This is a genomic window from Zwartia panacis, from assembly GCF_030410395.1.
In the GTDB taxonomy this organism is placed as follows: Bacteria; Pseudomonadota; Gammaproteobacteria; order Burkholderiales; family Burkholderiaceae_B; genus Zwartia; species Zwartia panacis.
On the sequence record NZ_JAUHHF010000002.1, the window covers coordinates 317,378 to 337,236 of the forward strand.

At 60.9% G+C, this 19,859-nt stretch carries 22 protein-coding genes; 7 read left to right on the forward strand and 15 right to left on the reverse strand.

Translation table 11 applies throughout. The features are described 5' to 3' along the window. Positions 1-65: 65 nt before the first annotated feature. Positions 66-920, reverse strand: coding sequence for an AraC family transcriptional regulator (locus QWY30_RS04105; RefSeq protein WP_290238457.1), 855 nt, complete (start codon positions 918-920; stop codon positions 66-68). A 98-nt stretch (positions 921-1,018) separates the two neighbouring features. On the opposite strand from QWY30_RS04105, the gene QWY30_RS04110 reads away from it, so the two are divergent. After that, positions 1,019-1,558 carry a carboxymuconolactone decarboxylase family protein gene (locus QWY30_RS04110; protein WP_290238458.1) on the forward strand — a complete coding sequence of 180 codons (540 nt, stop codon included), beginning with the start codon at positions 1,019-1,021 and terminating at the stop codon, positions 1,556-1,558. An 83-nt stretch (positions 1,559-1,641) separates the two neighbouring features. Beyond that, a complete protein-coding gene (locus tag QWY30_RS04115) occupies positions 1,642-1,989 on the forward strand; it encodes a thioredoxin family protein (protein WP_353958793.1) in 348 nt (115 codons plus the stop codon). Positions 1,990-2,043: 54 nt separating this feature from the next. Here the strand turns inward: QWY30_RS04115 and gorA are convergent, their stop codons facing one another. From gorA to QWY30_RS04185, 14 genes are all read right to left on the reverse strand, one after another. Next, complete coding sequence (gorA, locus tag QWY30_RS04120; protein ID WP_290238460.1) at positions 2,044-3,444, reverse strand: glutathione-disulfide reductase; 1,401 nt, start codon at positions 3,442-3,444, stop codon at positions 2,044-2,046. A gap of 31 nt (positions 3,445-3,475) precedes the next feature. Next, positions 3,476-4,039: a metal-dependent hydrolase gene (locus tag QWY30_RS04125; RefSeq protein ID WP_290238461.1), complete on the reverse strand. Its 564-nt coding sequence runs from the start codon at positions 4,037-4,039 to the stop codon at positions 3,476-3,478. Positions 4,040-4,096: 57 nt separating this feature from the next. Then, positions 4,097-4,942, reverse strand: coding sequence for an MTAP family purine nucleoside phosphorylase (locus QWY30_RS04130; protein ID WP_290238462.1), 846 nt, complete (start codon positions 4,940-4,942; stop codon positions 4,097-4,099). 2 nt (positions 4,943-4,944) lie between these two features. Then, entirely contained in the window at positions 4,945-5,913 is a 969-nt protein-coding gene (locus QWY30_RS04135; RefSeq protein WP_290238463.1) for a hypothetical protein, read from the reverse strand. Further along, positions 5,819-6,697 (reverse strand): phosphonate ABC transporter ATP-binding protein, encoded by an 879-nt coding sequence (locus QWY30_RS04140; protein ID WP_290238464.1) that lies wholly within the window; start codon positions 6,695-6,697, stop codon positions 5,819-5,821. Before QWY30_RS04140 ends, QWY30_RS04135 begins: the two co-directional genes overlap by 95 nt. A 5-nt stretch (positions 6,698-6,702) precedes the next feature. Next, positions 6,703-7,596: a phosphonate ABC transporter, permease protein PhnE gene (gene phnE, locus QWY30_RS04145; protein ID WP_290238465.1), complete on the reverse strand. Its 894-nt coding sequence runs from the start codon at positions 7,594-7,596 to the stop codon at positions 6,703-6,705. A 6-nt stretch (positions 7,597-7,602) separates the two neighbouring features. Continuing rightward, positions 7,603-8,502 carry a phosphate/phosphite/phosphonate ABC transporter substrate-binding protein gene (locus QWY30_RS04150; RefSeq protein ID WP_290238466.1) on the reverse strand — a complete coding sequence of 300 codons (900 nt, stop codon included), beginning with the start codon at positions 8,500-8,502 and terminating at the stop codon, positions 7,603-7,605. Beyond that, positions 8,499-9,638 carry an FAD-dependent oxidoreductase gene (locus QWY30_RS04155; RefSeq protein ID WP_290238467.1) on the reverse strand — a complete coding sequence of 380 codons (1,140 nt, stop codon included), beginning with the start codon at positions 9,636-9,638 and terminating at the stop codon, positions 8,499-8,501. The genes QWY30_RS04150 and QWY30_RS04155 overlap by 4 nt, the downstream gene beginning before the upstream one ends. Next, complete coding sequence (locus tag QWY30_RS04160; protein WP_290238468.1) at positions 9,626-10,249, reverse strand: TIGR04282 family arsenosugar biosynthesis glycosyltransferase; 624 nt, start codon at positions 10,247-10,249, stop codon at positions 9,626-9,628. The genes QWY30_RS04155 and QWY30_RS04160 overlap by 13 nt, the downstream gene beginning before the upstream one ends. Beyond that, entirely contained in the window at positions 10,246-10,926 is a 681-nt protein-coding gene (locus QWY30_RS04165) for a TIGR04283 family arsenosugar biosynthesis glycosyltransferase (protein ID WP_290238469.1), read from the reverse strand. The genes QWY30_RS04160 and QWY30_RS04165 overlap by 4 nt, the downstream gene beginning before the upstream one ends. Next, positions 10,923-11,726: a DUF547 domain-containing protein gene (locus tag QWY30_RS04170; protein WP_290238470.1), complete on the reverse strand. Its 804-nt coding sequence runs from the start codon at positions 11,724-11,726 to the stop codon at positions 10,923-10,925. The genes QWY30_RS04165 and QWY30_RS04170 overlap by 4 nt, the downstream gene beginning before the upstream one ends. A 20-nt stretch (positions 11,727-11,746) precedes the next feature. Beyond that, complete coding sequence (locus tag QWY30_RS04175; RefSeq protein WP_290238734.1) at positions 11,747-13,912, reverse strand: dihydrolipoyl dehydrogenase family protein; 2,166 nt, start codon at positions 13,910-13,912, stop codon at positions 11,747-11,749. After that, positions 13,912-14,919, reverse strand: a complete 1,008-nt coding sequence (gene arsS, locus QWY30_RS04180) for an arsenosugar biosynthesis radical SAM (seleno)protein ArsS (RefSeq protein WP_290238471.1) — start codon at positions 14,917-14,919, stop codon at positions 13,912-13,914. The genes QWY30_RS04175 and arsS overlap by 1 nt, the downstream gene beginning before the upstream one ends. Before the next feature lie 77 nt (positions 14,920-14,996). Beyond that, positions 14,997-15,851, reverse strand: a complete 855-nt coding sequence (locus QWY30_RS04185; protein WP_290238472.1) for a DUF3047 domain-containing protein — start codon at positions 15,849-15,851, stop codon at positions 14,997-14,999. 66 nt (positions 15,852-15,917) lie between these two features. On the opposite strand from QWY30_RS04185, the gene QWY30_RS04190 reads away from it, so the two are divergent. From QWY30_RS04190 to QWY30_RS04210, 5 genes are all read left to right on the forward strand, one after another. Continuing rightward, on the forward strand, positions 15,918-16,535 hold the full coding sequence (locus tag QWY30_RS04190) for a sigma-70 family RNA polymerase sigma factor (RefSeq protein WP_290238473.1): 618 nt from the start codon (positions 15,918-15,920) through the stop codon (positions 16,533-16,535). Then, positions 16,532-17,167 carry a DUF1109 domain-containing protein gene (locus QWY30_RS04195; RefSeq protein WP_290238474.1) on the forward strand — a complete coding sequence of 212 codons (636 nt, stop codon included), beginning with the start codon at positions 16,532-16,534 and terminating at the stop codon, positions 17,165-17,167. Before QWY30_RS04190 ends, QWY30_RS04195 begins: the two co-directional genes overlap by 4 nt. Before the next feature lie 119 nt (positions 17,168-17,286). Continuing rightward, on the forward strand, positions 17,287-17,622 hold the full coding sequence (locus tag QWY30_RS04200; protein ID WP_290238475.1) for a hypothetical protein: 336 nt from the start codon (positions 17,287-17,289) through the stop codon (positions 17,620-17,622). 443 nt (positions 17,623-18,065) lie between these two features. Further along, positions 18,066-19,262: a tyrosine-type recombinase/integrase gene (locus QWY30_RS04205; RefSeq protein WP_290238476.1), complete on the forward strand. Its 1,197-nt coding sequence runs from the start codon at positions 18,066-18,068 to the stop codon at positions 19,260-19,262. Beyond that, positions 19,259-19,762 (forward strand): hypothetical protein, encoded by a 504-nt coding sequence (locus QWY30_RS04210; RefSeq protein ID WP_290238477.1) that lies wholly within the window; start codon positions 19,259-19,261, stop codon positions 19,760-19,762. Before QWY30_RS04205 ends, QWY30_RS04210 begins: the two co-directional genes overlap by 4 nt. Positions 19,763-19,859: the final 97 nt, after the last annotated feature.

Here is a 19,859-nt window from a genome sequence, read left to right on the forward strand (position 1 = left end):
CCGTCACTTATTGCACTGAAAACGAGGAGACCCCAAGGAATCAGGTCAGTCGCCATGACGGATGATCAAGCCGAATTCATCGAACTGCCGTCCTTGGCGGGGTCAGCCATCGCGCGGGACGCCATCCAGTCAGTCGGTGCTTGCCCCAACCGCCGTGTGAATGCGCGGGTGAGCGCTGCCGGACTCCGATAGCCGACAGAACCGGCAATGGACTTGATGGGACGCCGCTTCTCAAGAAGTGTTTGAGCCAGGGCCAGCCGCCAATCGGTCAGGTATTCCAGGGGCGGAACGCCGACCGTTTCGCGAAAGTGATGCGCGAAACGTGCCCGCGACATCCCTGCCTCATCGGCCAGACCTTCCAAGGTCCAGTTGAACTCAGGTCGCTCATGCATTGCGACAAGGGCCCTGGCCAAACGGCCATCTGCAAGAGCGCCCAAAAGTCCAGCCTTCCCCTGGTCACTCTCCATGAGATAGCGAAGCAGCACAACGAGAAAGTATCCCGCCAGGTTATCGAGCGCTGCCCGATGGCCGCATCGACGATGTGCAGCTTCTTCAAACAGTAGATGCAACGCTGGTGCAAGGGTGCTCGCTTTTTCAGCGGGTATCACCTGAACGGCCGAAATCGATCGAAACAAGGGATCCAGCGATCCTTGCCCGAGTTGTACACGCGCACAGACCAGATCAATCCCTTGAGATCCCGGAAGGATCTGGTGTGGGGTGGGCTGGGGCAAAAACACCACGGCAGGCCCGGTTACAGCGATCCTGCGACCGTCTTGTAAGAGCAACTCCATGCTACCCGCACTCAACAAGTGCAGGTGCCCCCCTTCTCCCGTGAAGCTCGCGGCTTCGCAGAGGTTGCCTGTGAAGTACACCTCTGCCCTGGGTGTGAAGCGGGAGAAGAGGGAACTTAGTCGATCCATGATACTAGCAGCAAGTTAAATGAGATTTATTTTAACTAATCGTATCAGATGATGTGAATCGTGCACTTTCCGCACGCCACCCCTCACTGGAGAAAAAAATGGCTCGAATTCAACCTCTGGCACTTGAAGCCGCTGACCCCACCACAGCGACCACGCTTCAAGCAGTCAAGACCAAAATCGGCATGGTGCCTAACCTTTTCGCCACACTGGCACGTGCACCAGCCGCTCTCAACGGTTACCTGGCCTTGGCCGACGCCTTATCCAAAGGTCAACTGAACGCGCGCCAACGCGAGATCGTTGCGCTCACCGTGGCACAAGCTAACCAGTGCCAGTACTGTCTGTCGGCACATACGCTCATCGGCAAGGGCGCCGGGCTCTCTGAAGATGCGATCCGGGACGCGCGAGCGGGCAAATCATCTAATCCGCAAGACCATGCGATCGCGGTCCTGGCATCTAAACTGGTGAAGCAGCAAGGCAACCTGAGTCAAGCCGATCTGAATACTGCCCACGCAGCAGGCATTGATGATGGTCTTGTGCTCGAGGTCGTGGTAAATGTTGCGTTTAATGTACTGACCAACTACACGAATCATGTCGCTGAGACCGATATTGACTTCCCAGTGGTTCAGATGGCTCTTTGATGAATGACAACGGGGCCCGGTGCCCCGTTGTGCGCGACTCTTTCGAACTATCACCAGAAGTAAGCTCCCATTCGCAGCTAACTATGACCTCAGGAACCGTAGTCGTACTCTGCGCCGAATGGTGTGGTGTCTGCAGGGAATTCAAAGATCCGTTTGAGGAACTGGCACGCGCACTACCCGAGTGGCGCTTAGGTTGGGTTGACATTGAGGCGCACCCTGCCACGGAAGATGTCGAGCTGGAGTCACTACCCTCGCTGATAGTGACTGGGCCAGACGAAAAAGTGATCTTTCTGGGACCAGTAGTACCTCGACCAAGTGCCATTGAACAGTTGCTCCGTGGCCTAAAAAACCACAGTCCCCTCGCGCTCTCTCATGCTGATGCGCAGTGGATAAATGCAGTGCTCGAAACCAGCCGAGATACCCACGGATGAGCAAAGCCTGGAGTCCACATTAGGTCATATGCCCCACAAGACTTGCGCAAGCCGTCAACGAACTGGCTCGCGCATCGTCACAAACTCCTCGGCCACTGTCGGGTGGATACCCAAGGTGCCGTCGAATACGGATTTGGTGGCGCCAGCTCGCATGGCCACGGCAAATCCCTGCACGATCTCACCTGCGTCTGATCCGACCATGTGCAGGCCAACCACACGATCTGTGCCGGCATCGACCACCAGCTTCATCAAGGTACGCTCGGTGCTGCCGCTCAGGGTGTGGCGCAAGGCGCGGAACTCAGAACGAAACACCAGGACATCGCCGAACTGTTGCCGGGCCTGCGCCTCGGTCAAGCCTACGGTGCCGACACTCGGGTGCGTGAAGACCGCTGTCGGAATCAGCGCGTAATCCATCTGCCGCAGGAGTTTTCCGGCGACAGGGCCGAACAAGTGGTCGACCAACTGCATGGATTCACCCAGCGCTACTGGCGTCAACTGCACGCGGGCCGTCACATCGCCCACGGCATACACATTCGGTAAATTGGTGCGGTAGTTAGCGTCCACCACGATGGCACCCTCACCCGATTGGGCTACGCCCGCAGCCTCCAGCCCCAGTCCCCGCACATTCGGTACACGGCCGGTGGCATACAGCACGGCATCTGCCATGACATGGCCGCCATCTTTCAACAGTACCTGCAGGCCACCGGCTTCGCGGGTGATGCGCAGCACATCGGCGTTCAGCCGCAAATCCACGCCGTGCTTGCGCATTTCCTCGGCGGTGAAATGCCGGACTTCGTCGTCAAAACCCCGCAGCACCTGTGCACCCCGGTACAGCTGGGTTACTTTGCTGCCCAGGCCATTGAAGATGGAGGCGAATTCACAGGCAATGTAGCCGCCGCCGACGATCACCAGGCGGGACGGGAAAGGGTCCAGATCGAACACCTCGTTGGAGGTGATGACGAATTCGCGTCCATGGAAATCGGGTACGTCAGGGGAGCCGCCGGTGGCGATCAGGAAACGTTCGGCGGTCAAGGTCTGGTGGTGGGTAGAGCCGTCGGCATTCAAGAGGGCCAGACGCACGGTATGGGCATCGAGCAGTTGCGCATGGCCATGGAGCAGGGTCACGCCTGCACCGCGGAGCAGTTGGTCGTAAACACCATTGAGGCGTGCGATCTCCTGCGCACGCCGGGCTTTGAGGAGACCCCAGTCGAGGGTGGGTGTCTCGAATTGCCAGCCATAGCCCCGGGCCTCGACAGCCGCCTGCGCGTAGTGAGCGGCGTAGCTGTACAACTTCTTGGGGATGCAGCCGACGTTGACGCAGGTGCCACCAAGACCGGCCACTCCTTGCGCTTCTGCCAAGGCGACACGGACCCCTCGCTGGGCAGCCAGGCGTGCAGCCCGCACGCCGCCGCTGCCACCTCCAATGACAAAGAAATCAAAATCGTATGCGCTCATGTGATTGCCAAGCCTTGGTTCATAAAAATCTTCAGTTGTGATGACTGTCTGTCGGTCTGCGCGTGGCCAGCTTCGTTTCGCTTCGAGTGACGATCCATAAGATCGCGATCAATCCATAGTTCAAAGCAAGCTGCCAAGGATCGTTCCAGGCCCACCCATCAAACCCTTGCTGCGTGACCGGATACAGCACGGGGGAAGGATAAAAGTCTGCCGAGTGGGTGAATACATCCATCACGATATGCATCCACCAACCCAACAGGGGCAACCACAGACGCCGCAAGAACATCCAACTCAAAAGTGTGACCAAGGCGGCTACCAGCGCGCTGTGCATGACGCAATGCAGGTGATGTGCAATGAGTTCCACCGTCGGCGGCAACACCGGTTCATAGCGTGGCAGCGCATGGAAATAGGCTTGCATGGCCGACCAGCCCTGCGGCGTTGTCAGAGCTGCGGTCACGATGGGCATGAGTTGCACCAGATCTGGCGCAACGGCGAGGGCCATCGTCCATGTTGCAGTGCTGCGCTTGATCGGTTGACGGCGACCACACCAGCGACACATCACCGCGGCCCACAGTCCATGCGCTACGACGTCCATCGTGGTCCAAGTCGAATCGCCGTGGCGGGCGAGTTGTCGCAGATGCGCACCTTGACCTCACCGGCGCAGTACGTCCAGCCACAGCTTCTGTTCTTCCGTCAATGCCGTGTCGGGGGTGAGCATGGCACTGCCCAGCGCAGAGCGAATGGCCGCATCTGGTTCGGGCAGCGCTTGTGACAGCAATGCATCTAGCACCTTGGCTGCCTTCTTCAAGGTCGATCCGTAGAGCTCGAAGATTGAAGCCACATTGACATGCTGCGACGGATCCTCCAGCCAACAGTCATAGTCGGTCACCAGGCCCACCGTCGCGTAAGCCATCTGGGCCTCCCGGGCCAAGAAGACTTCTGGCACGTTGGTCATGCCGACCAGGTGGCAGCCAGACTGGCGCAGGAAGTGACTCTCGGCCTGGGTGCCCAGGCGTGGCCCTTCGACGCAGGCGTAGGTGAGGCCGCGATGGACCTCCAGGCCACACCGGGCGGCGGCGGACCGCACGGCATCGACCAGTACGGCACTGACGGGTTTCGCTGTCGATACATGGGCGGCCACGCCCCCGCCGAAGAAGGTGCGCTGGCGCTGGCCCCGGGTCCAGTCGAAATACTGCTCCGGTATCGCAAGGTCCCCCGGCCGGATTTCAAGGGCCAAGCTGCCCACCGCCGAAAAGCCCAGAAGCATGGTGGCTCCGGCCCGCTTCAGGGCGAACACGTTGGCGCGGTAGTTGACCTCGTGCGGCAGCAGCCGGTGCCCTGCGCCATGCCGCGCCAGGAACAGCACCTCGTTCGACCCCAGCCGGCCACGCAGGACCTCGCCGGAGGGATCGCCGAAAGGCGTCGTGTCCCGGGAACGATGGGCGATCTCGAGACCCGGAAGTTCATAGAGGCCGGTGCCTCCGACGATGGCGAGCATGTTCAGTCCTCCTGACGAATGACTTGATGGGGCTGGTAGTCCGGACCGCCCTCGATCCGTTCGAAATACGACGCATGGGCATCAGTGCCAGCGGGCCATTGCGCAAGGAAAGCCTGCCGCACGGCCGCAGGATCGGCCTCGATGGCCAGGGCATCGACATGGAGCCTCTTGTGGATCACGCTGGCGCGGCTGCCCTTCGCCTCGCACGGCATGACGGCGATGCGCGTGATCAGCCCTGCCGGGTCACCCCGGAAGTTCGGCATCCCCGCTGCGCCGTTGTTGAAGATCCAGCCTGGCGAGCGCTGAGTGCCCAGGTCCAGGCGCTGGAACACGGGCAAACAGGTGTGGCTGCTCGCGAACGCATCGACGCCCCCACGGTGGAACCAGTCCCGTACCTGCTCGCGGTGGTCGACCTCGCGCAAGTGTTCCTGCGCGAACCCCCAGCCCGCCAGCGACTGCGCGTCACCGTGGACGATGCCGATGCGGCAGTCCCCCACCTCGGCCGTCAGCCACATCGGCAAGTCCGACAAGGCGGCGCGCTGGTCGGGCGTAACGGCGCCGCGTAGCCGGCGCAGGATGCGGTTCGACCGCTCCACCACCGCATCGCCGACCCAGTCGGGATAGGCGCAGCCGCAACCCGCATCGTCCTGCGGGTCGGGATCTGCCAGTTCGGTTTCCACGTTGCCGCGAAGTGCGGTGTGGGCCAGCACTGCCTGCTGGACCCGCGCAAACCGGGCCGGATCGACGTCGAACCAGTGGAAATCGCCGTTGAAGACGAGGCGTTTGCGGCCCTGCTCCGCATCGAAAAGCCGCAGGATTTCCGTCAAGGCCGACTCATTGCCATAGAGCCCGCCAACGACATACAGGACCTCCAGGTCACGCAGTGCAGCGGCCGGCGCTTGCCGGAAAACCTCGGGGCCGTAGTGGTAATGCAAGGGGCAGGTTCGTCCGGGGGTTGCTATGGCATCCATCGGCAGGGTCTCCAGTTTCGTAGAGGTTTTTCAGCAGGTCAGGACTTAGCGTCTTGAGGGGCGCATCGAATACCAGGCGTCCCTCCTTCAGCCCGATGACCCGGTCTGCCAGGCGAGGCAGCAATTCAGTGTCGTGAACCACGGTCAACAGCGTGGCATCGGCCGCCAAGGCCACCAGGGCGTCGCAGGCCTGCTGGGCGGCTGCAGGATCCAGCGCCGAGGTGGGTTCGTCGGCCAGCAGCAGCTTCGGGCGCTGCAGGCGCAGGCGTGCGAGGCTGACTTTCTGGCGTTCGCCGCCCGAGAGGCGATCGGCTCGCGTGTCCATGCGATGCTCCAGGCCCAGGTCTGAGAGCGCCTGGCGGGCCTCACGAAGCAGTGATTCCGGGTAACAGCGCAACCAACTGCGCCACAGCGGCATCGCACCCGGCCGGGCCAAGGCACCAAGCACTACGTTCTCCAGCGCGCTCAGGCGGGCGACCAGGTGCAGACCCTGCATCACCTGGCCGATCTCGGCGCGTAACGCCCGCCACTGCGCAGCGCTCATGGCTTTCGACCCCACACCTGTAACGTCGCGCCCCAAGACCGCGATACGGCCCTGCGATGCGCTCACAAATCCACCCAGGGCCTTTAGGAGCGAACTCTTGCCGGCGCCATTGGGCCCGATCAAGGCCACGCGCTCGCCATGACGGACGGTCAACGAGGGCACATCGAGGATGCATCGCCCCTTGATCTCGAGAAGCAGGTCCCGGACATCGACGACAACCCCGGGCAGCGGATGGTTCACGGCGCTCACAGCAAGGCCTTTCGGATGCGACGAGACAGCGCATCAAACGCCATGACCAGCGCAATCACCACCAGGATGATGGTCGCCAGGCGGCTCCATTGGAACAGGCTGACCGCCTCGGAAATCAGCAAGCCGAGGCCGCCGGCACCGATCAGGCCGAGGATGGTGGAATCGCGGATGTTGAACTCCCACACGTAGAGGTGATTGCTGACGAATTGGGGCAGCACCGAAGGCCAGACAGCGCTGAAAAAAACCTGTGAGGGCGAGGCACCCGTTGCCCGCACCGCGTCCACGGCTCCCATGTCGATGGTCTCGATGCTCTCCGCGTACAGCTTGCCGTAGGTGCCCATGGAGTGCAGCGCAATGGCCAGAATGCCCGCCGTGGGGCCCAGCCCCACGATGCCGACCAGCACCAGGCCGAACACCAGCGTGTGGATGGCCCGCAAGGTATCCAGCAGGGTGGAAGCCGTGCGCGAAGCCCAGGCTGGCGCGCTCAGGTTGCGGGCCGACAAGAGGCCCAAGGGCAGGGCCATCACGGCAGCCAGTAATGATCCCAGCGTGGCGATCTGAAAGGTGGTCCAGGTGGCGCGCCCCAGCCCTGCGAGAAACTGGGCCTCCACGTGCTGGCGGTTCTCCACCCTCAACAGGGTGCCGTCGTCACTGCGGTACTCCAGTCGCTCAGGGCCCCACCAGAGATCCAGGAAACTGGGGTGGGCAAACTCCGAGACCGTCTTGAGCAGGTTGTGCCAGGGCGCACGGCCCCAGGACAGATCGCCCGCCGCAAGCAGCGTCAGCAGGCAAGCCAGCACCAGCCCTGCGTAGGCAAGCACCAGCGTGAAAAAGCCGAGCCTGCCCCGGGGCAGCCAGGGCCGAGTACCAAATGTTGCCGACGGTTGCATCGGGTATTACTGCCTCGGGGTCAGCTTGCCGGTGGCCAGACCGGCGTCGCGAATCGGCTTGTAGAAGGCGTTGTCGGTGTTGACGAAGCCGGTGTAGTTGGCTGGCAGCAGCTGCGGCTGGCGCTTGAGCAGAGGACCCACCTCCAGCAAGGCCTCCTGCACACGCTTGACGAAAGCCTTGTCCTTGTAAAGCGCGGCACTGACGGCCACCGCATCGTTGGGCAGCGGCGCCGACTGCCAGATGATCTTGCTGCGCTCGGCCCGGATGAGACCTTGGTCGATCATGGCGGTGCGGTTGCGGTTGTAGTCCGCACCGGCGTCGAGCTGGCCTGCGGTCACCTGGGTCTGGATGGCCTGGTGCTTCGTGTACAGGACACGGGAGAAATGCTTCTCCGGGTCGATGCCCTGTTGCATGAAGAAGTGCAGCGGTATCAGGTAGCCCGACGTGGAGCCCTTGTCGCCAAACGCAAACGTGCGCCCTTTGCCCTTGGGGCCGATCAGGTCCTGCGCGCTGTTCAGCCCCGATTCGGGATGGGTCACGATCATGGCGAAGTATTCGGGCTTGCCCTGGTAGAGGATGGTGGAGACCACCTGCGCGTCGGCGAAGTGATGGGCCAGGACATAGCCCCAAGGGCCCATCAAGGCGATATCCGTTTCGCCGTTGGCCAGGCTCTTGGCCAGCCCCTCCCAGCTGTCGACCGTGCGCAATTCCACCGGTCGGCCCAGGCGCGCCGACAGGTGCTGGGCCAGCGGGCGGTAGGTGGCATCATTTTTTTCCCGGTCGGGCTGGAACATGCCCACTCCGAACTTGAGTGGAGCGCCTTGCGCCAGCACGGGTGTGGACCACAGGGGAGCAGACAAGGTGACGGCCGCTGCAGCGACCATCGAGCGACGGATGAGGTTCATGGGGTTTCTCCTGGGACAGGGACGGGTCTGGTGTTGGCGGACGCAAAGCGGCGCACGAATCGGCGATCGATGCGGTCTTTCCACAGCCAGGCCCAACGGCCGGACAAGCTGAAGCGTCCACGCGAGGCGATGGCACTGCCGTCTGCAGTGGACAGCAAGGACAGAAACGTGGATTGGGGTGTGTAAGGCTGCAAGGCCGCCCCGGTCAGCGCCGCGCGCAGGTTGTGCGTCAGCACAGGTCCCATCCGGACCGCGTAGACCCCGGCTTTGGGCAAGGGCGTGTGCCATTGGGCGCAATCCCCAGCCGCAAAAATGCGGGGATGGGACACCGAGCGCAGGCTGGTATCGATCAGCACGAAGCCTTCCGCGCTGGCGGCCAGGCTGCCCCGGCGGTCCGGGTCACGTTGCCAGGCATTGGCTTGAGCGCCTGTCGCCCAGAGCACCAGGTCGCTGTCACGCCCCTTGGCGTCACACCAGGCGGTGCCGAGTTGCACCGTGACGTTCGCGTCTTTCAACGCGCGCTGCGCCGCTCGCTGGGCGCTGGCGGGATAGCCAGGCAGAAGTTCAAGCCCCCGCGTCAACAACGCGCCTTGCACGTCACGGTCTGGTCGCAGCATGCGCAGCCGCCTCAGCACCGCCAGCAGGGATTCGAAACCCGCCGCACCGCCGCCCACGGCGGTCACCTGGAAGGGCCGGTTGCTGCCCTCCTCCTTGCGCCAGTCTTCGAGGAGCCGGTCGTAGCGGGTTCGCAATTGAGACAAAGGCCGCATGGACAACACATGGGCCGAAGACTCGCCTTCCGGCGGGGTCAGTGTCGAGCCGGTGTTGAGCGACAACCAGTCGTAGCGGAGCGATTCACCGTTGTCCAGGTGCACGCACTGTGTATCAGGGTCCAGGCGGTCAATGGCTGCCGACACCCAGCGCGCACCCGCTTGACCGCACAGGGCCGGGAAGTCGATGACGCTCTCCTCGAACCCATAGGTGCCTGCCAGCCATCCGGGCACCATGCCCGAATAGGGGGCCAGCGCCTGGGGCGACACCACCACCAGATCGACGCCGGCCAGAGGCTCCTGCGACCAGGCTTGCAGTACCTGGGCATGGGCATGGCCCGCACCGGCCAATATCACGCGTTGCATGTCAGCCAGCCCTCCGGCAAGTGCGCCAGGTCTGCCGGCTCGTCGATGTCTGGCACGGCCGGCAGTTCCGTCCAGGGCAAACCGATCTTTCGAGCCCTGGCACGGGTGTCCTGCATGACCTGGGGCGTACTCCAGGTCATGTCCAGGAACAGCTCTGGTACGGGACGCGTCAGGCCGACGAGTGCGTAACCCCCATCGAGTGCAGGCACGAACACGGCAGGAGCCAGATCGAGCGCCTGTTCGGCCTGCGCCAAGATGCGGGCATCGAGCGCCGGGGCGTCGGTACCGATCAACAAGGCACGGCGGTGTACGGACAGCACCCGGCTCAAGGCCCGGTACATGCGCTGACCCAGATCGCCTTCGCCCTGCAGCGTGAGATGCAAACGGTCACCCGACACGTCGCAGGCACGACCGAACGCCGGGTGCTGGTCGTTGGGCGAAACGCACAACTCGAGGTGCTCGACGGGCAGGGCCCGCGCCTGCTGCAGGGTGTGTTCCAGCAAACGCTCAGCCAGATTGGCAGCGCCCTCAGGGCCCAGTGCAGGGATCAGGCGGGTTTTGGCCAACCCGGCCACAGGGGCCTTGGCAAAGACGATCAGGGCGGTGGTCATCGGTAAGCCTCTGCCAGTCGCTCGGGGGATTCGCCGCGCCAATAGCGCCAGCGCAGGCGCCACATCAGAAGGATGGTCGTCCACACGCCGCGGCTTTCCCAACGCCGGCCAGAGGTGGCCACCTGGGCACGCAGGCAGGCCGGTCGCGCCCATTGGCGTAGCCGCTTGGAGAGTTCGATATCCTCCATCAGTGGCTGCTCGGGGAACCCGCCGATGCGTTCGAAGTTGTCGCGCCGCACGAACAGGGCCTGGTCGCCGGTGGCGATCCCGCTCAGACGAGAGCGGGCATTCATGAGCGCCGCGACGACGCGCAACATCCAGGCGGAGCCGACGATCCGGACGTCAAAGCGCCCCCACACCGCACCGGCTGCGATAGCGTCCAGCACAAGCCGGTCGGCCTGTGGCGGCAGTTGGGTGTCGGCATGCAGGAACAGCAACACCTCGCCCCGTGCCTTCGCCGCCCCCGCATTCATTTGCCTCGCCCGGCCACGCGGCGCGGTGAGTACGACCGAGGCATGCGCCTGGGCCTGATGGAAGGTGTCATCGTGGCTACCGCCGTCCACCACGATCACCTCGGCGCCCTGTTGCCTCAGGTGAGCCAAGGCACGCAGGGTGGCTTCAATGCCAGCGGCCTCGTTCAGTACCGGGACAATGATCGACAAGGCGACTGCGCTCATGGCGTTCCCTTGGCGTCATTGAGGCGCCAGTCATAGTCCAGGTAGGTGATCAACACCTGGGTGGAGCGGATGCGGGCGCGGTCGGCTTCGACGTCAGCCAGAGCGTCGGCGAAGCGAGCCGCCAACCCATGCAAGGAATAGATGCCTTGGTGGCCCAGCCGGAAGTCCTCGGCATACCAGTCGAAGATGCGTGACAGTTCTAGCTGTTCAGTCTTCGGGTTCCAGCGGTTGCGTTCCCGGTCAGCCATGAAGCGCTGCATTTGCGCATCCAGCTGCTGGTCAATCAGCTCGGGAACGTAAGCTTCCTCGCGCAGCATGGGGCAGCCGATGGAGGCACAGTTCACCGCAAAGTGGATGCGTGGATCGTTGTACACGCCGCGCTTGCGAAGCATGCCGTGTTCGATATCGTCGAGCGAGACCGTCTCACCCAACAGCGCAATCCAGCGCAACTTCCAGGGGGTGGACAGCCAGTTGCCCAGGTCCTTGATGGATGCGAGACGCGGGTAGCGCGTCAGGATCAACTCGACGGTGAAGGCGTTGTAGGCGTTGATCAAGAACGCCATTTGCTGCGCCCGGGTGAATGCCTCGAAATTCACCCGAGGCACCGCCGAGAGTTGACGTAGGTAGTCCTGCAACGCGCCCCTTTGCGCCAGGAACCCGGCGTAACGTACCTGGGAGGCGCGGCCGCCACGTTGCACCACCACGAGCGATTTGACCAAGCGGTTCCAGGCTGCGTGGGTGTGGTCGAAAGTCTGCGCCAGCACCAGGGGGGCGAACGCGGTGACGCCGAGCACCGACATGCATTGACGCCGTGTGAGCCTCATGCGCGCTCCCAAGCGTGAAACCTTTCCAACCAGCCCAAGACCCTCTGCGGCACGTGTGCACGTTTCCACTCGCCGGCTGCGTACTTGTTGGCTTCAGAGAGCGTGGGGTAGGTGTGGATGGTGCCCAGGATCTTGTTCAGGCCCAAGCCGTGCTTCATGGCCAGCACGTACTCAGCCAGAAGATCGCCCGCGTGTTCGCCGACGATGGTCACGCCCAAAATCTTGTCTTTGCCAGGCACCGTCAGAACCTTGACGAAACCGTGTGCGGTGCCGTCGGCAATGGCACGATCCAGGTCGTCGATGCCGTATTTCGTGACCTCGAAGGCAATGCCTTTGTCCTTTGCTTCGGTTTCCGACAGGCCCACGCGGGCCACTTCCGGATCGGTGAAGGTGGCCCACGGGATGACCGAGTAGTCGGCCTTGAAGCGTTTGAAGCGTCCAAACAGGGCGTTAACCGCCGCATACCAGGCCTGGTGTGCAGCCGTGTGGGTGAACTGGAACGGACCCGCCACATCGCCCACCGCGTAGATGTTGGGGTAGAGCGTTTGCAGGTAGTCGTTGGTCTCGATGGTCTTGCGCGGCGTGAGCGAAATGCCCAGTTCTTCCAGTCCATAACCGCTGACGCGCGGGCTGCGGCCTACGGCACAGAGCAGTTCATCGAAAGGCACGGCAAGTTCCTCGCCACCGTGCTGGACGATCAGGCGCTTTTCACCATTGGCCATCTCCACACGCACCGCCTGGTGCCCGGTCAGGATGTTCACCCCGTCGGCGCGCAGCGAAGCTGCAACCAACTCGCTGACTTCAGGGTCTTCGCGCACCATGATGCGCGGCGCCATCTCCACCTGTGTCACCTCGCTACCCAGGCGCGCGAAGCTCTGTGCCAGTTCGCTGCCGATGGGGCCGCCGCCCAGCACGACCAGCCGGCGGGGCAGTTCAGTCAGGTTCCATACCGTGTCGCTGGTCAGAAAGCCTGCCTCTTTCAAACCAGGAATGGGCGGAACGAAAGGGCTGGCCCCGGCGGCAATGACGATGTTGCGGGTACTCAGGGTCTGGGTGCCTCCATCGGCCAGCGTCATCTCGACGGTCCAGGGCGAAGTGATGCGCGCATGTCCTTGCAGCACCTGCACCCCCAGCCCCGTGTACCGCTCCACCGAATCGTGCGGCTCGACCTCACGAATCACGCTGTGTACCCGCTGCATCACAGCGGCAAAGTCCACCGTACCCTGGGCGTCCCGCAGCCCAAAGGTCTGCGCCTTTCGCAGTTGTTTGATCGCCTTGGCCGAGCGAATGAGGGCCTTGCTCGGCACGCAGCCGTAGTTCAGGCAGTCGCCGCCCATCTTGTGGCCTTCAATCAGCGTCACCTTGGCCTTCACGGCAGCGGCGATATAGGCCGACACCAGGCCGCCCGCGCCTGCCCCGATGACCACCAGGTTGCGGTCAAAACGCTTGGGACGTTCCCAGCGCGCATACAGCTTGCGCCTTTGCAGCGCGCCCACCACGAACTTCGCCAGCAGCGGAAACACCCCCAGAAGTGCCAGGCTCCCCAGCAGGCCGGGAGACAGCACGTCGCTCGTCGATTCGATCGCCGCCAGTTGGGTGCCCGCGTTGACGTAGACCGCCGTGCCCGCCAGCATCCCAACCTGACTGACGATGTAGAACTTGCGTGCCCCCAGCGTGGTCAGGCCCATCAGCAGGTTGATCAGCCAGAACGGAAACACGGGCACCAGCCGCAGCGTCAGGAGATAGAATGTGCCATCCTTGGCCAGCCCGTCGTTGATGGGCCGCAGCAGCTTGCCGAAGCGCTGCTGGAAGAAGTCGCGCAGCAAGTAACGCGATACCCAGAAAGCCAGCAGCGCACCCACGCTGGAGGCGAACGACACCAGCAGAAGACCCAGCGCCCAGCCAAACATAGCACCCGCAGCCAGGGTGAGGATGGATGCGCCCGGAAATGACAGCGCGGCAGCCAGCACATACACCCCAAAAAAGGCAAGGGCCGTCTGCAGCGGATGATTCGTGTAGAGGCTGGCCAGCGTATCTCGGCTGGCCTTGAGCTGATCCAGGGTCAGCCACTGGCCTAGGTCCCAGTGCCGGTAGGCCATCCACAGGACCAGACCACCTAGCAACAGCAAGAGCCACCGGACCCAAAGTCGGGGCGCACTCATCATGACTCTCCGGCGGCGCACGCGAGCTTCTGGCCGCTGGGTTCAGTTTCCAGGGCGCCACCGCAACTGCTGCCTTGTCCAGCCGTGCAACCGTAGCAATGGTCCGCCACGCGGATCGGGGTGCCGGTCACATCGGCACCAAGGAGGTCGCGCAGGTGCGGCCTTGATGCGGGCCCCAGCGTAGCCGGTATGCCCAGCATCTGGTTGAAGTCGCAGTCGTAGAGGTAACCCTGCCAATCCACACTCAGAAGGGTTCGGCACATCACCGTCTCAAGATTTTCAGGGCGATAGGAGTCCTTGAGCAGGCGCATGTAGCCCTCAAAGCTACCCTTGCTGACGAGGGTGCTGCCAAAACGCTGCACCGGCATGTTGGTGATGACAAACAACTGATTGAAGCGGATGCCGAAGTGCTGCCACAGCTCCCGCTTGTAGTCGGCCTCGAGGGGACCTTGTGCGGGTGGCAGCACGGGACCCTGTGGGTTGTAGACGAGGTTGAGCGTCAAGCCAGAACCGGGTTGTCCATAGCCCAGTTCATTGAGCAATTGCAGGCCCGCGATGCTGCGCTCGAACACCCCATCTCCGCGCTGGCGATCCACGTTCGAAGGCGAATAGCAAGGTAGAGAAGCCGTTACTTCGACGCCCTGTTCGGCCAGGAACTCGGCCAGCCCTTCCTGCCCAGGCTCCGAGAGGATGGTCAGGTTGCAGCGATCGATCACCCGCGCCCCCATTTGGCGCGCCTGTTGCACGAGCGCGCGAAAGTTTTCATTCAGCTCGGGCGCCCCGCCGGTTAAATCCACCGTCTTGATGTGGCGTGTCTGCAGAACGGCCAGCACCAACTTGACCGTGTCTTCGTCCATCATTTCGGTGCGATGGGGCCCTGCGTTCACATGGCAGTGCAGACAGGTCTGGTTGCACTTGTAGCCCAGGTTGATCTGCAGCGTTTCCAAAACCTTGCGCTGCAACGCAGGAAAGTCAGTCTTGACGAGAAGAGGTAGGGTGGGTCGCATGCTGCTCAATCAAAGGATTGGTGTCCTAGGCTATTCGTCGGGCCGGACTGAAAAGTTACAAACTCGACTCCCGGGTCCTAACCGTGCTGCCGATTACACGGTTTGTCTGCAGGCACGAAATGGAGGTCTGCAAACCCTGACTGCGCGGCAGACTGGGTGTTATCGGTATCAGCGGTGATCGCCAATTGAATGGGCTGCGCTCCAGCCCCAAAGAGCCGGGTCACGTCACGGCGCACGTCAACCCGCTCCCAGACCCATCGCCCGGCATCCTGATCGCCGCTGCGCAAGACAACCATCTGAGCACGATCTGTGTAAGCGTTGGGGCGGGTGGTGCCGACGGGTTGTCGGTTGTCCCAGACGTAATTGATCGCAGCATCGGGGACGTCCTGCCCCCACATGGCCCGCGCCACCGCCAGTTGGGCACGCAACGCAAGGCCAATGGAGGAGGCAGGCAACCGAAAGCTCACATAAACCCTTCCTGCGTAATCGTCACCCTCCTTGCGCGTCATGTCGGCCTGGGCCAATGAGGCGCCCACGCGCCAACGCCAGCACAAGACGGGGGTGGCATCGAGGTCAACGCTGATGGGGCGGGCAAGAAGCGACATGCTGGACTGGGAAATGACCTCGACCGAGTGGACACCCTCCCACTGGGTCAATCTGAAGCTGTTGGGACGTTGGCCGGACTTCAGCCGAACCTCCTGCCAGGGAACCAGTCCGAGATCGAATCGCCCCACCCACTGAACCACTGCCGGATCCGTAAGCGGCACAGCGCCAACGCTCGCACACACCGGTGCGGCCAATGCGATCAAGGCCGAAAACACGACCGGAAGGACAAGATGAGAGTGCAGCGGCTTAAGGGTGGCAAGCGGAAATCGTACGTCCGCCCCCGAAACGGACTGCTTGCGATCAGGTGGTACCAGGAGGATGTCCATATCCTCCATAATTCGCAGTTGGCAAGGCAAAGGTTACATAGCTGCGACCAGAAGCCGACCCGCACAATGTCACCGCCCATACTGGATGGGTGTAACCAAACCATCATCTCCGACGAATTGAAGAACGACGAGCAACACAGTGACTTCGAGTCCGGCCTGAAGCCGCTGTGGTTGCGCGCCCAATCAGGAGATGAGTTGTCGTACCAAAAAGCTCTTCGGTTGATTGCGGGGCGACTGCGTTCCTACTATCGTCGCCATCTGATGAACCTGCCGGACGACGTAGAGGATCTCGTGCAGGAGACTTTGCTAGCGCTGCATTTGCACCGTGGCAGTTATGACCCGACACAGCCCGTGTCAGCTTGGGTGCTGGGCATTTCCCGCCACAAATTGATGGACCTTTACCGCCGACGTGGACGGCGTGAAGCCCTGCATGAGCCGATTGACGGGTTGGAAGAACACCTGGCAGCCGAGGATCCAGGCGAAACTCTGGCTAACGTTGATCTGCACAGCCTCCTCCAAGAGTTGCCAAAGGCCCAACGCATTGCAATTGAGATGACCAAACTTGAAGGCTTGAGTGTTGCCCAGGCGTCAACACGGACAGGTGTCTCGGAATCGGCGATCAAAGTCCAGGTTCATCGGGGCCTCAAGCGTCTGGCGGCCCTCGTCCGCAAGGAGCCCACGTGAAAACCGACACTCTGATTGAAATGCTCGCAAGGCAGGCTGGCCCGGCGCCAGACTTTCCTGTGGGACGCCGGTTGGCGGCAGCTGCTGCCCTGGGGCTTTTGGCCAGCACCGTCCTCGCGCTGGCACTGATCGGCCCCTTGCCAGCGGCTGTGTTTTACACGGCCGTTCCGTGGATCAAGTTTGTCTACGCGGTGCTGCTACTGGCCGGGGCGAGCGCCTTGGCCGCGAGACTGTCCCGCCCCGTTTCTTCGACGATCACGGCTCGTGCGGCGGTCATTGGTGTTTTCCTACTGATGCTGCTCGCTGGCGCTGTGACTTTGATCGCAACTCCGGAAGGCGAGCGATGGTCTGCGTTGTTGGGGCAGACGTGGTGGATCTGTCCTTGGATGCTGATGATGCTCTCGTTGCCCGCGCTGTCGGCGATTCTCTGGGCTATGCGCAGCCTCGCGCCCACTCGCCTGCAGCAAGCAGGTTTTGCGGCTGGATTGGTCGCTGGCGTAGTGGGTGCGATGGGGTATTCATTGGCCTGCCCCGAGACGTCTGTTGCCTTCGTGGCAGTTTGGTACTCGCTCGGAATCGCACTGACTGGATGGGTCGGGCGGTGGCTAGGGCCTAAAGTCCTCCGCTGGTAATCGTCGTCGAGAGTCTGACCGATTGGACTCAGGGCAAATCGAATGAGATTCTTCGCAATAGGGTGTTGCTAAGCTGGACATGGTGTTTTGGCATCAAAACCGCCGCACCAGCGAACCAAATGAATCCCAGAATCGCCATCTCGATCTCAGCCACGCTATTCATTTCGATCTTGGCGGTCGGCAACTATTACTACCGGGTCTACTTGAAGCCGGAGCCTCCTGTCTACAAGAGCCTGTGCGAACGGCAAATCGCTGAGGTGGACGCGGCAATTACCTCTCAGTACGGGAAAGGGGCGTTACGGGTATTAGACCTGCGCCCCGACGCGAAGGTCACCGAAAAGGAAATCAATCAAGTGAGGTCCATTCGGCGTCTTGCGGTTCAACTTTTGAACGACAAGCAAGAAAATTTATGCAGAGAAACAATCCAAGCCGCTCGCGCAATCATGAAGATGTGACTCATCTGAGAGTCTCAAAACGCCATTCGGTACGGCGGCAAAACCCCGATTTTTCGCCTTCCCCCTCCTGCCGTACCGCCGGCAAAAAGTCAGGAGGTTATGAGACGAAACGAGGTTTGAGACGGATTTCGGGGGTGGTTGGGCATGGGGTCAGTCAGGAGCCCATAACAAAAAGCCCCGCGTGGTGCGGGGCTCTGAGCGCCTGACAACCCGACTGAGCGAGTTAGCAGGACTTGTTCTGGCGGACAGAGGGTCAAATCAGGTTGCTGTTTCACCTTGATCTGCCTTGATTCGCCTTGATTAAAGTTGAATTTTATCTTGAAAATTAATTTTCACCTCAGCTAGTTGCGCCAATTCACAAGGCATTTTCCAAGACTCATCATTTCGTGACAGTGCGATCTGAAATCCATCAGGTTGCAATCGAGGGAACGAAAGAGGGAATTATGCCATCCACACTCACACACACGCACTTATCTCGCTCGCTACAAGCCGGTCGATACTTCGATACAACTCCTCACTTGCATCTCCTGGTCAAAGCAAATGGCGCCAAGTATTGGGTATACAGGTTTGTAGATCATGGTAAACGCCGGGATTTGGGACTGGGGCGATATCCTCAGACTACCATTGCAGAAGCGCGAACAAAAGCGAACGATTTCAACCTCAGGCTATCGCGTGGAGAACCACTACGAATTGTCGAGCCATCTCCGCCCCAAGCAATTATTTTTAGGGATTTTGCTCAACAATACATTGAAATCCATCAGGCCGAATGGCGTAACGAGAAACACACCAGCCAATGGCTCAACACCCTAGAGGCCTACGCATACCCGGTAATCGGTGATCTACCACTTAGCCAGATCAACACGGAGCATATCCTGACTATCTTGCAACCGATCTGGCTGACAAAAACTGAGACAGCTAGAAGGCTGAGGGGAAGAATCGAAAGGATATTGGCAGCTTCAACGACCAGGCAACTGCGCTCAGGTGTGAATCCTGCTGCATGGCGTGGGCATCTTGACACGTTGCTACCAAGGCCGTCCAGAATTCAAAGGGTCGTTCACCATGCTGCGGCGCACTATCGGCACATGCATTCAATTATCTTGGCGATCCGCGAAAAAGTGTGCGTCTCTGCATTTGCTTTAGAGTTTCTGATTTTAACCGCGGCAAGGACAAGAGAGGTTTTAGGCGCTAAGTGGTCTGAGATCCAAGGGGATGTGTGGGTAATACCAGCTAATCGAATGAAGGCGTACCGAGAGCATCGGGTGCCACTTAGCCAGCGTTGCCTGGAAGTTCTCTCTATGGCAAAGTACCACTTAGGAGAATCTGAGTATATTTTTCATAACGATGGCCGCCAACTATCCAACATGGCGATGAGCAACTTGCTTAAAGGTATAGATCGGCATTGCACAGTGCATGGGTTTCGGTCAACATTTCGGGACTGGGTAGCAGAGGAAACGTCTTTTTCTGGGGAGTTAGCAGAGATGGCTTTGGCTCACACAATACGGAACCAGGTGGAGGCTGCGTATCGCAGAGGTGATCTGCTTCAGAGGCGTCGCGTGCTGATGGAAGACTGGTCAAGTTTTCTTTCGAATGTACCAGCCGAGGTGGTTGTAGCATTCCCTCTCAAAAGGAGATCAGCGTGACATCACGGAGATTTATTGATCCATCAGCTACAGCAAACTTATCCGCTGAAGAATTGAGCGTCGAGTACGAAGAGCTTTACTTCGCTTATAAGGATTTGATGAAACGGCATCGCAAGCTTGTGCCAATTGCACAAGAAAAGGCAGCAGTTATTACCGCGAAGCGAGAGCACCTGCGTCGGAATCACGTGCAACGAGTGGTCGCTGGACAGCTACGTCATGAACCTACCCGTCGTCAAGTTGAGTACTTCATACACCGCTACTGGGATCTTCAACAATCCCCTCAACACCGTCGCGTAACAGCGGATCGAATCCGAAGAGATCTAGCGGAATGGGTGTGTGATCCACAACCAATCTATGGCATCGATATGCCTGAGGATCCGTTAGTTGACTTAGCTGAATCTACGGCTAGAAAAATCTTCACTGCCTGCGGGAAGGCATTACGTGAGTGCAATGGAGACAAGGCTGTTTTTTTTACCTTAACCCGAGAGCTGCGCACATAAAAATACACCTCAGCTCGCTACGCTAGATAGTTTTACACCTCAGCTATTTGCGCCAGATTACAGGCAGCACTCATCTCCGTAGAGTTGTACTTGGCAA

Coding starts and splice junctions, on each gene's coding strand:
- QWY30_RS04200 (WP_290238475.1), top strand. CDS start 17,287: ATGAATCCCAGAATCGCCATCTCGATCTCAGCCACGCTATTCATTTCG.
- phnE (WP_290238465.1), bottom strand. CDS start 7,596: ATGCAACCGTCGGCAACATTTGGTACTCGGCCCTGGCTGCCCCGGGGC.
- QWY30_RS04185 (WP_290238472.1), bottom strand. CDS start 15,851: ATGGACATCCTCCTGGTACCACCTGATCGCAAGCAGTCCGTTTCGGGG.
- QWY30_RS04105 (WP_290238457.1), bottom strand. CDS start 920: ATGGATCGACTAAGTTCCCTCTTCTCCCGCTTCACACCCAGGGCAGAG.
- arsS (WP_290238471.1), bottom strand. CDS start 14,919: ATGCGACCCACCCTACCTCTTCTCGTCAAGACTGACTTTCCTGCGTTG.
- QWY30_RS04135 (WP_290238463.1), bottom strand. CDS start 5,913: ATGGATGCCATAGCAACCCCCGGACGAACCTGCCCCTTGCATTACCAC.
- QWY30_RS04125 (WP_290238461.1), bottom strand. CDS start 4,039: ATGGACGTCGTAGCGCATGGACTGTGGGCCGCGGTGATGTGTCGCTGG.
- QWY30_RS04170 (WP_290238470.1), bottom strand. CDS start 11,726: ATGTCGGTGCTCGGCGTCACCGCGTTCGCCCCCCTGGTGCTGGCGCAG.
- gorA (WP_290238460.1), bottom strand. CDS start 3,444: ATGAGCGCATACGATTTTGATTTCTTTGTCATTGGAGGTGGCAGCGGC.
- QWY30_RS04175 (WP_290238734.1), bottom strand. CDS start 13,912: ATGAGTGCGCCCCGACTTTGGGTCCGGTGGCTCTTGCTGTTGCTAGGT.
- QWY30_RS04155 (WP_290238467.1), bottom strand. CDS start 9,638: ATGCAACGCGTGATATTGGCCGGTGCGGGCCATGCCCATGCCCAGGTA.
- QWY30_RS04165 (WP_290238469.1), bottom strand. CDS start 10,926: ATGAGCGCAGTCGCCTTGTCGATCATTGTCCCGGTACTGAACGAGGCC.
- QWY30_RS04115 (WP_353958793.1), top strand. CDS start 1,642: ATGACCTCAGGAACCGTAGTCGTACTCTGCGCCGAATGGTGTGGTGTC.
- QWY30_RS04130 (WP_290238462.1), bottom strand. CDS start 4,942: ATGCTCGCCATCGTCGGAGGCACCGGCCTCTATGAACTTCCGGGTCTC.
- QWY30_RS04110 (WP_290238458.1), top strand. CDS start 1,019: ATGGCTCGAATTCAACCTCTGGCACTTGAAGCCGCTGACCCCACCACA.
- QWY30_RS04160 (WP_290238468.1), bottom strand. CDS start 10,249: ATGACCACCGCCCTGATCGTCTTTGCCAAGGCCCCTGTGGCCGGGTTG.
- QWY30_RS04150 (WP_290238466.1), bottom strand. CDS start 8,502: ATGAACCTCATCCGTCGCTCGATGGTCGCTGCAGCGGCCGTCACCTTG.
- QWY30_RS04190 (WP_290238473.1), top strand. CDS start 15,918: ATGTCACCGCCCATACTGGATGGGTGTAACCAAACCATCATCTCCGAC.
- QWY30_RS04205 (WP_290238476.1), top strand. CDS start 18,066: ATGCCATCCACACTCACACACACGCACTTATCTCGCTCGCTACAAGCC.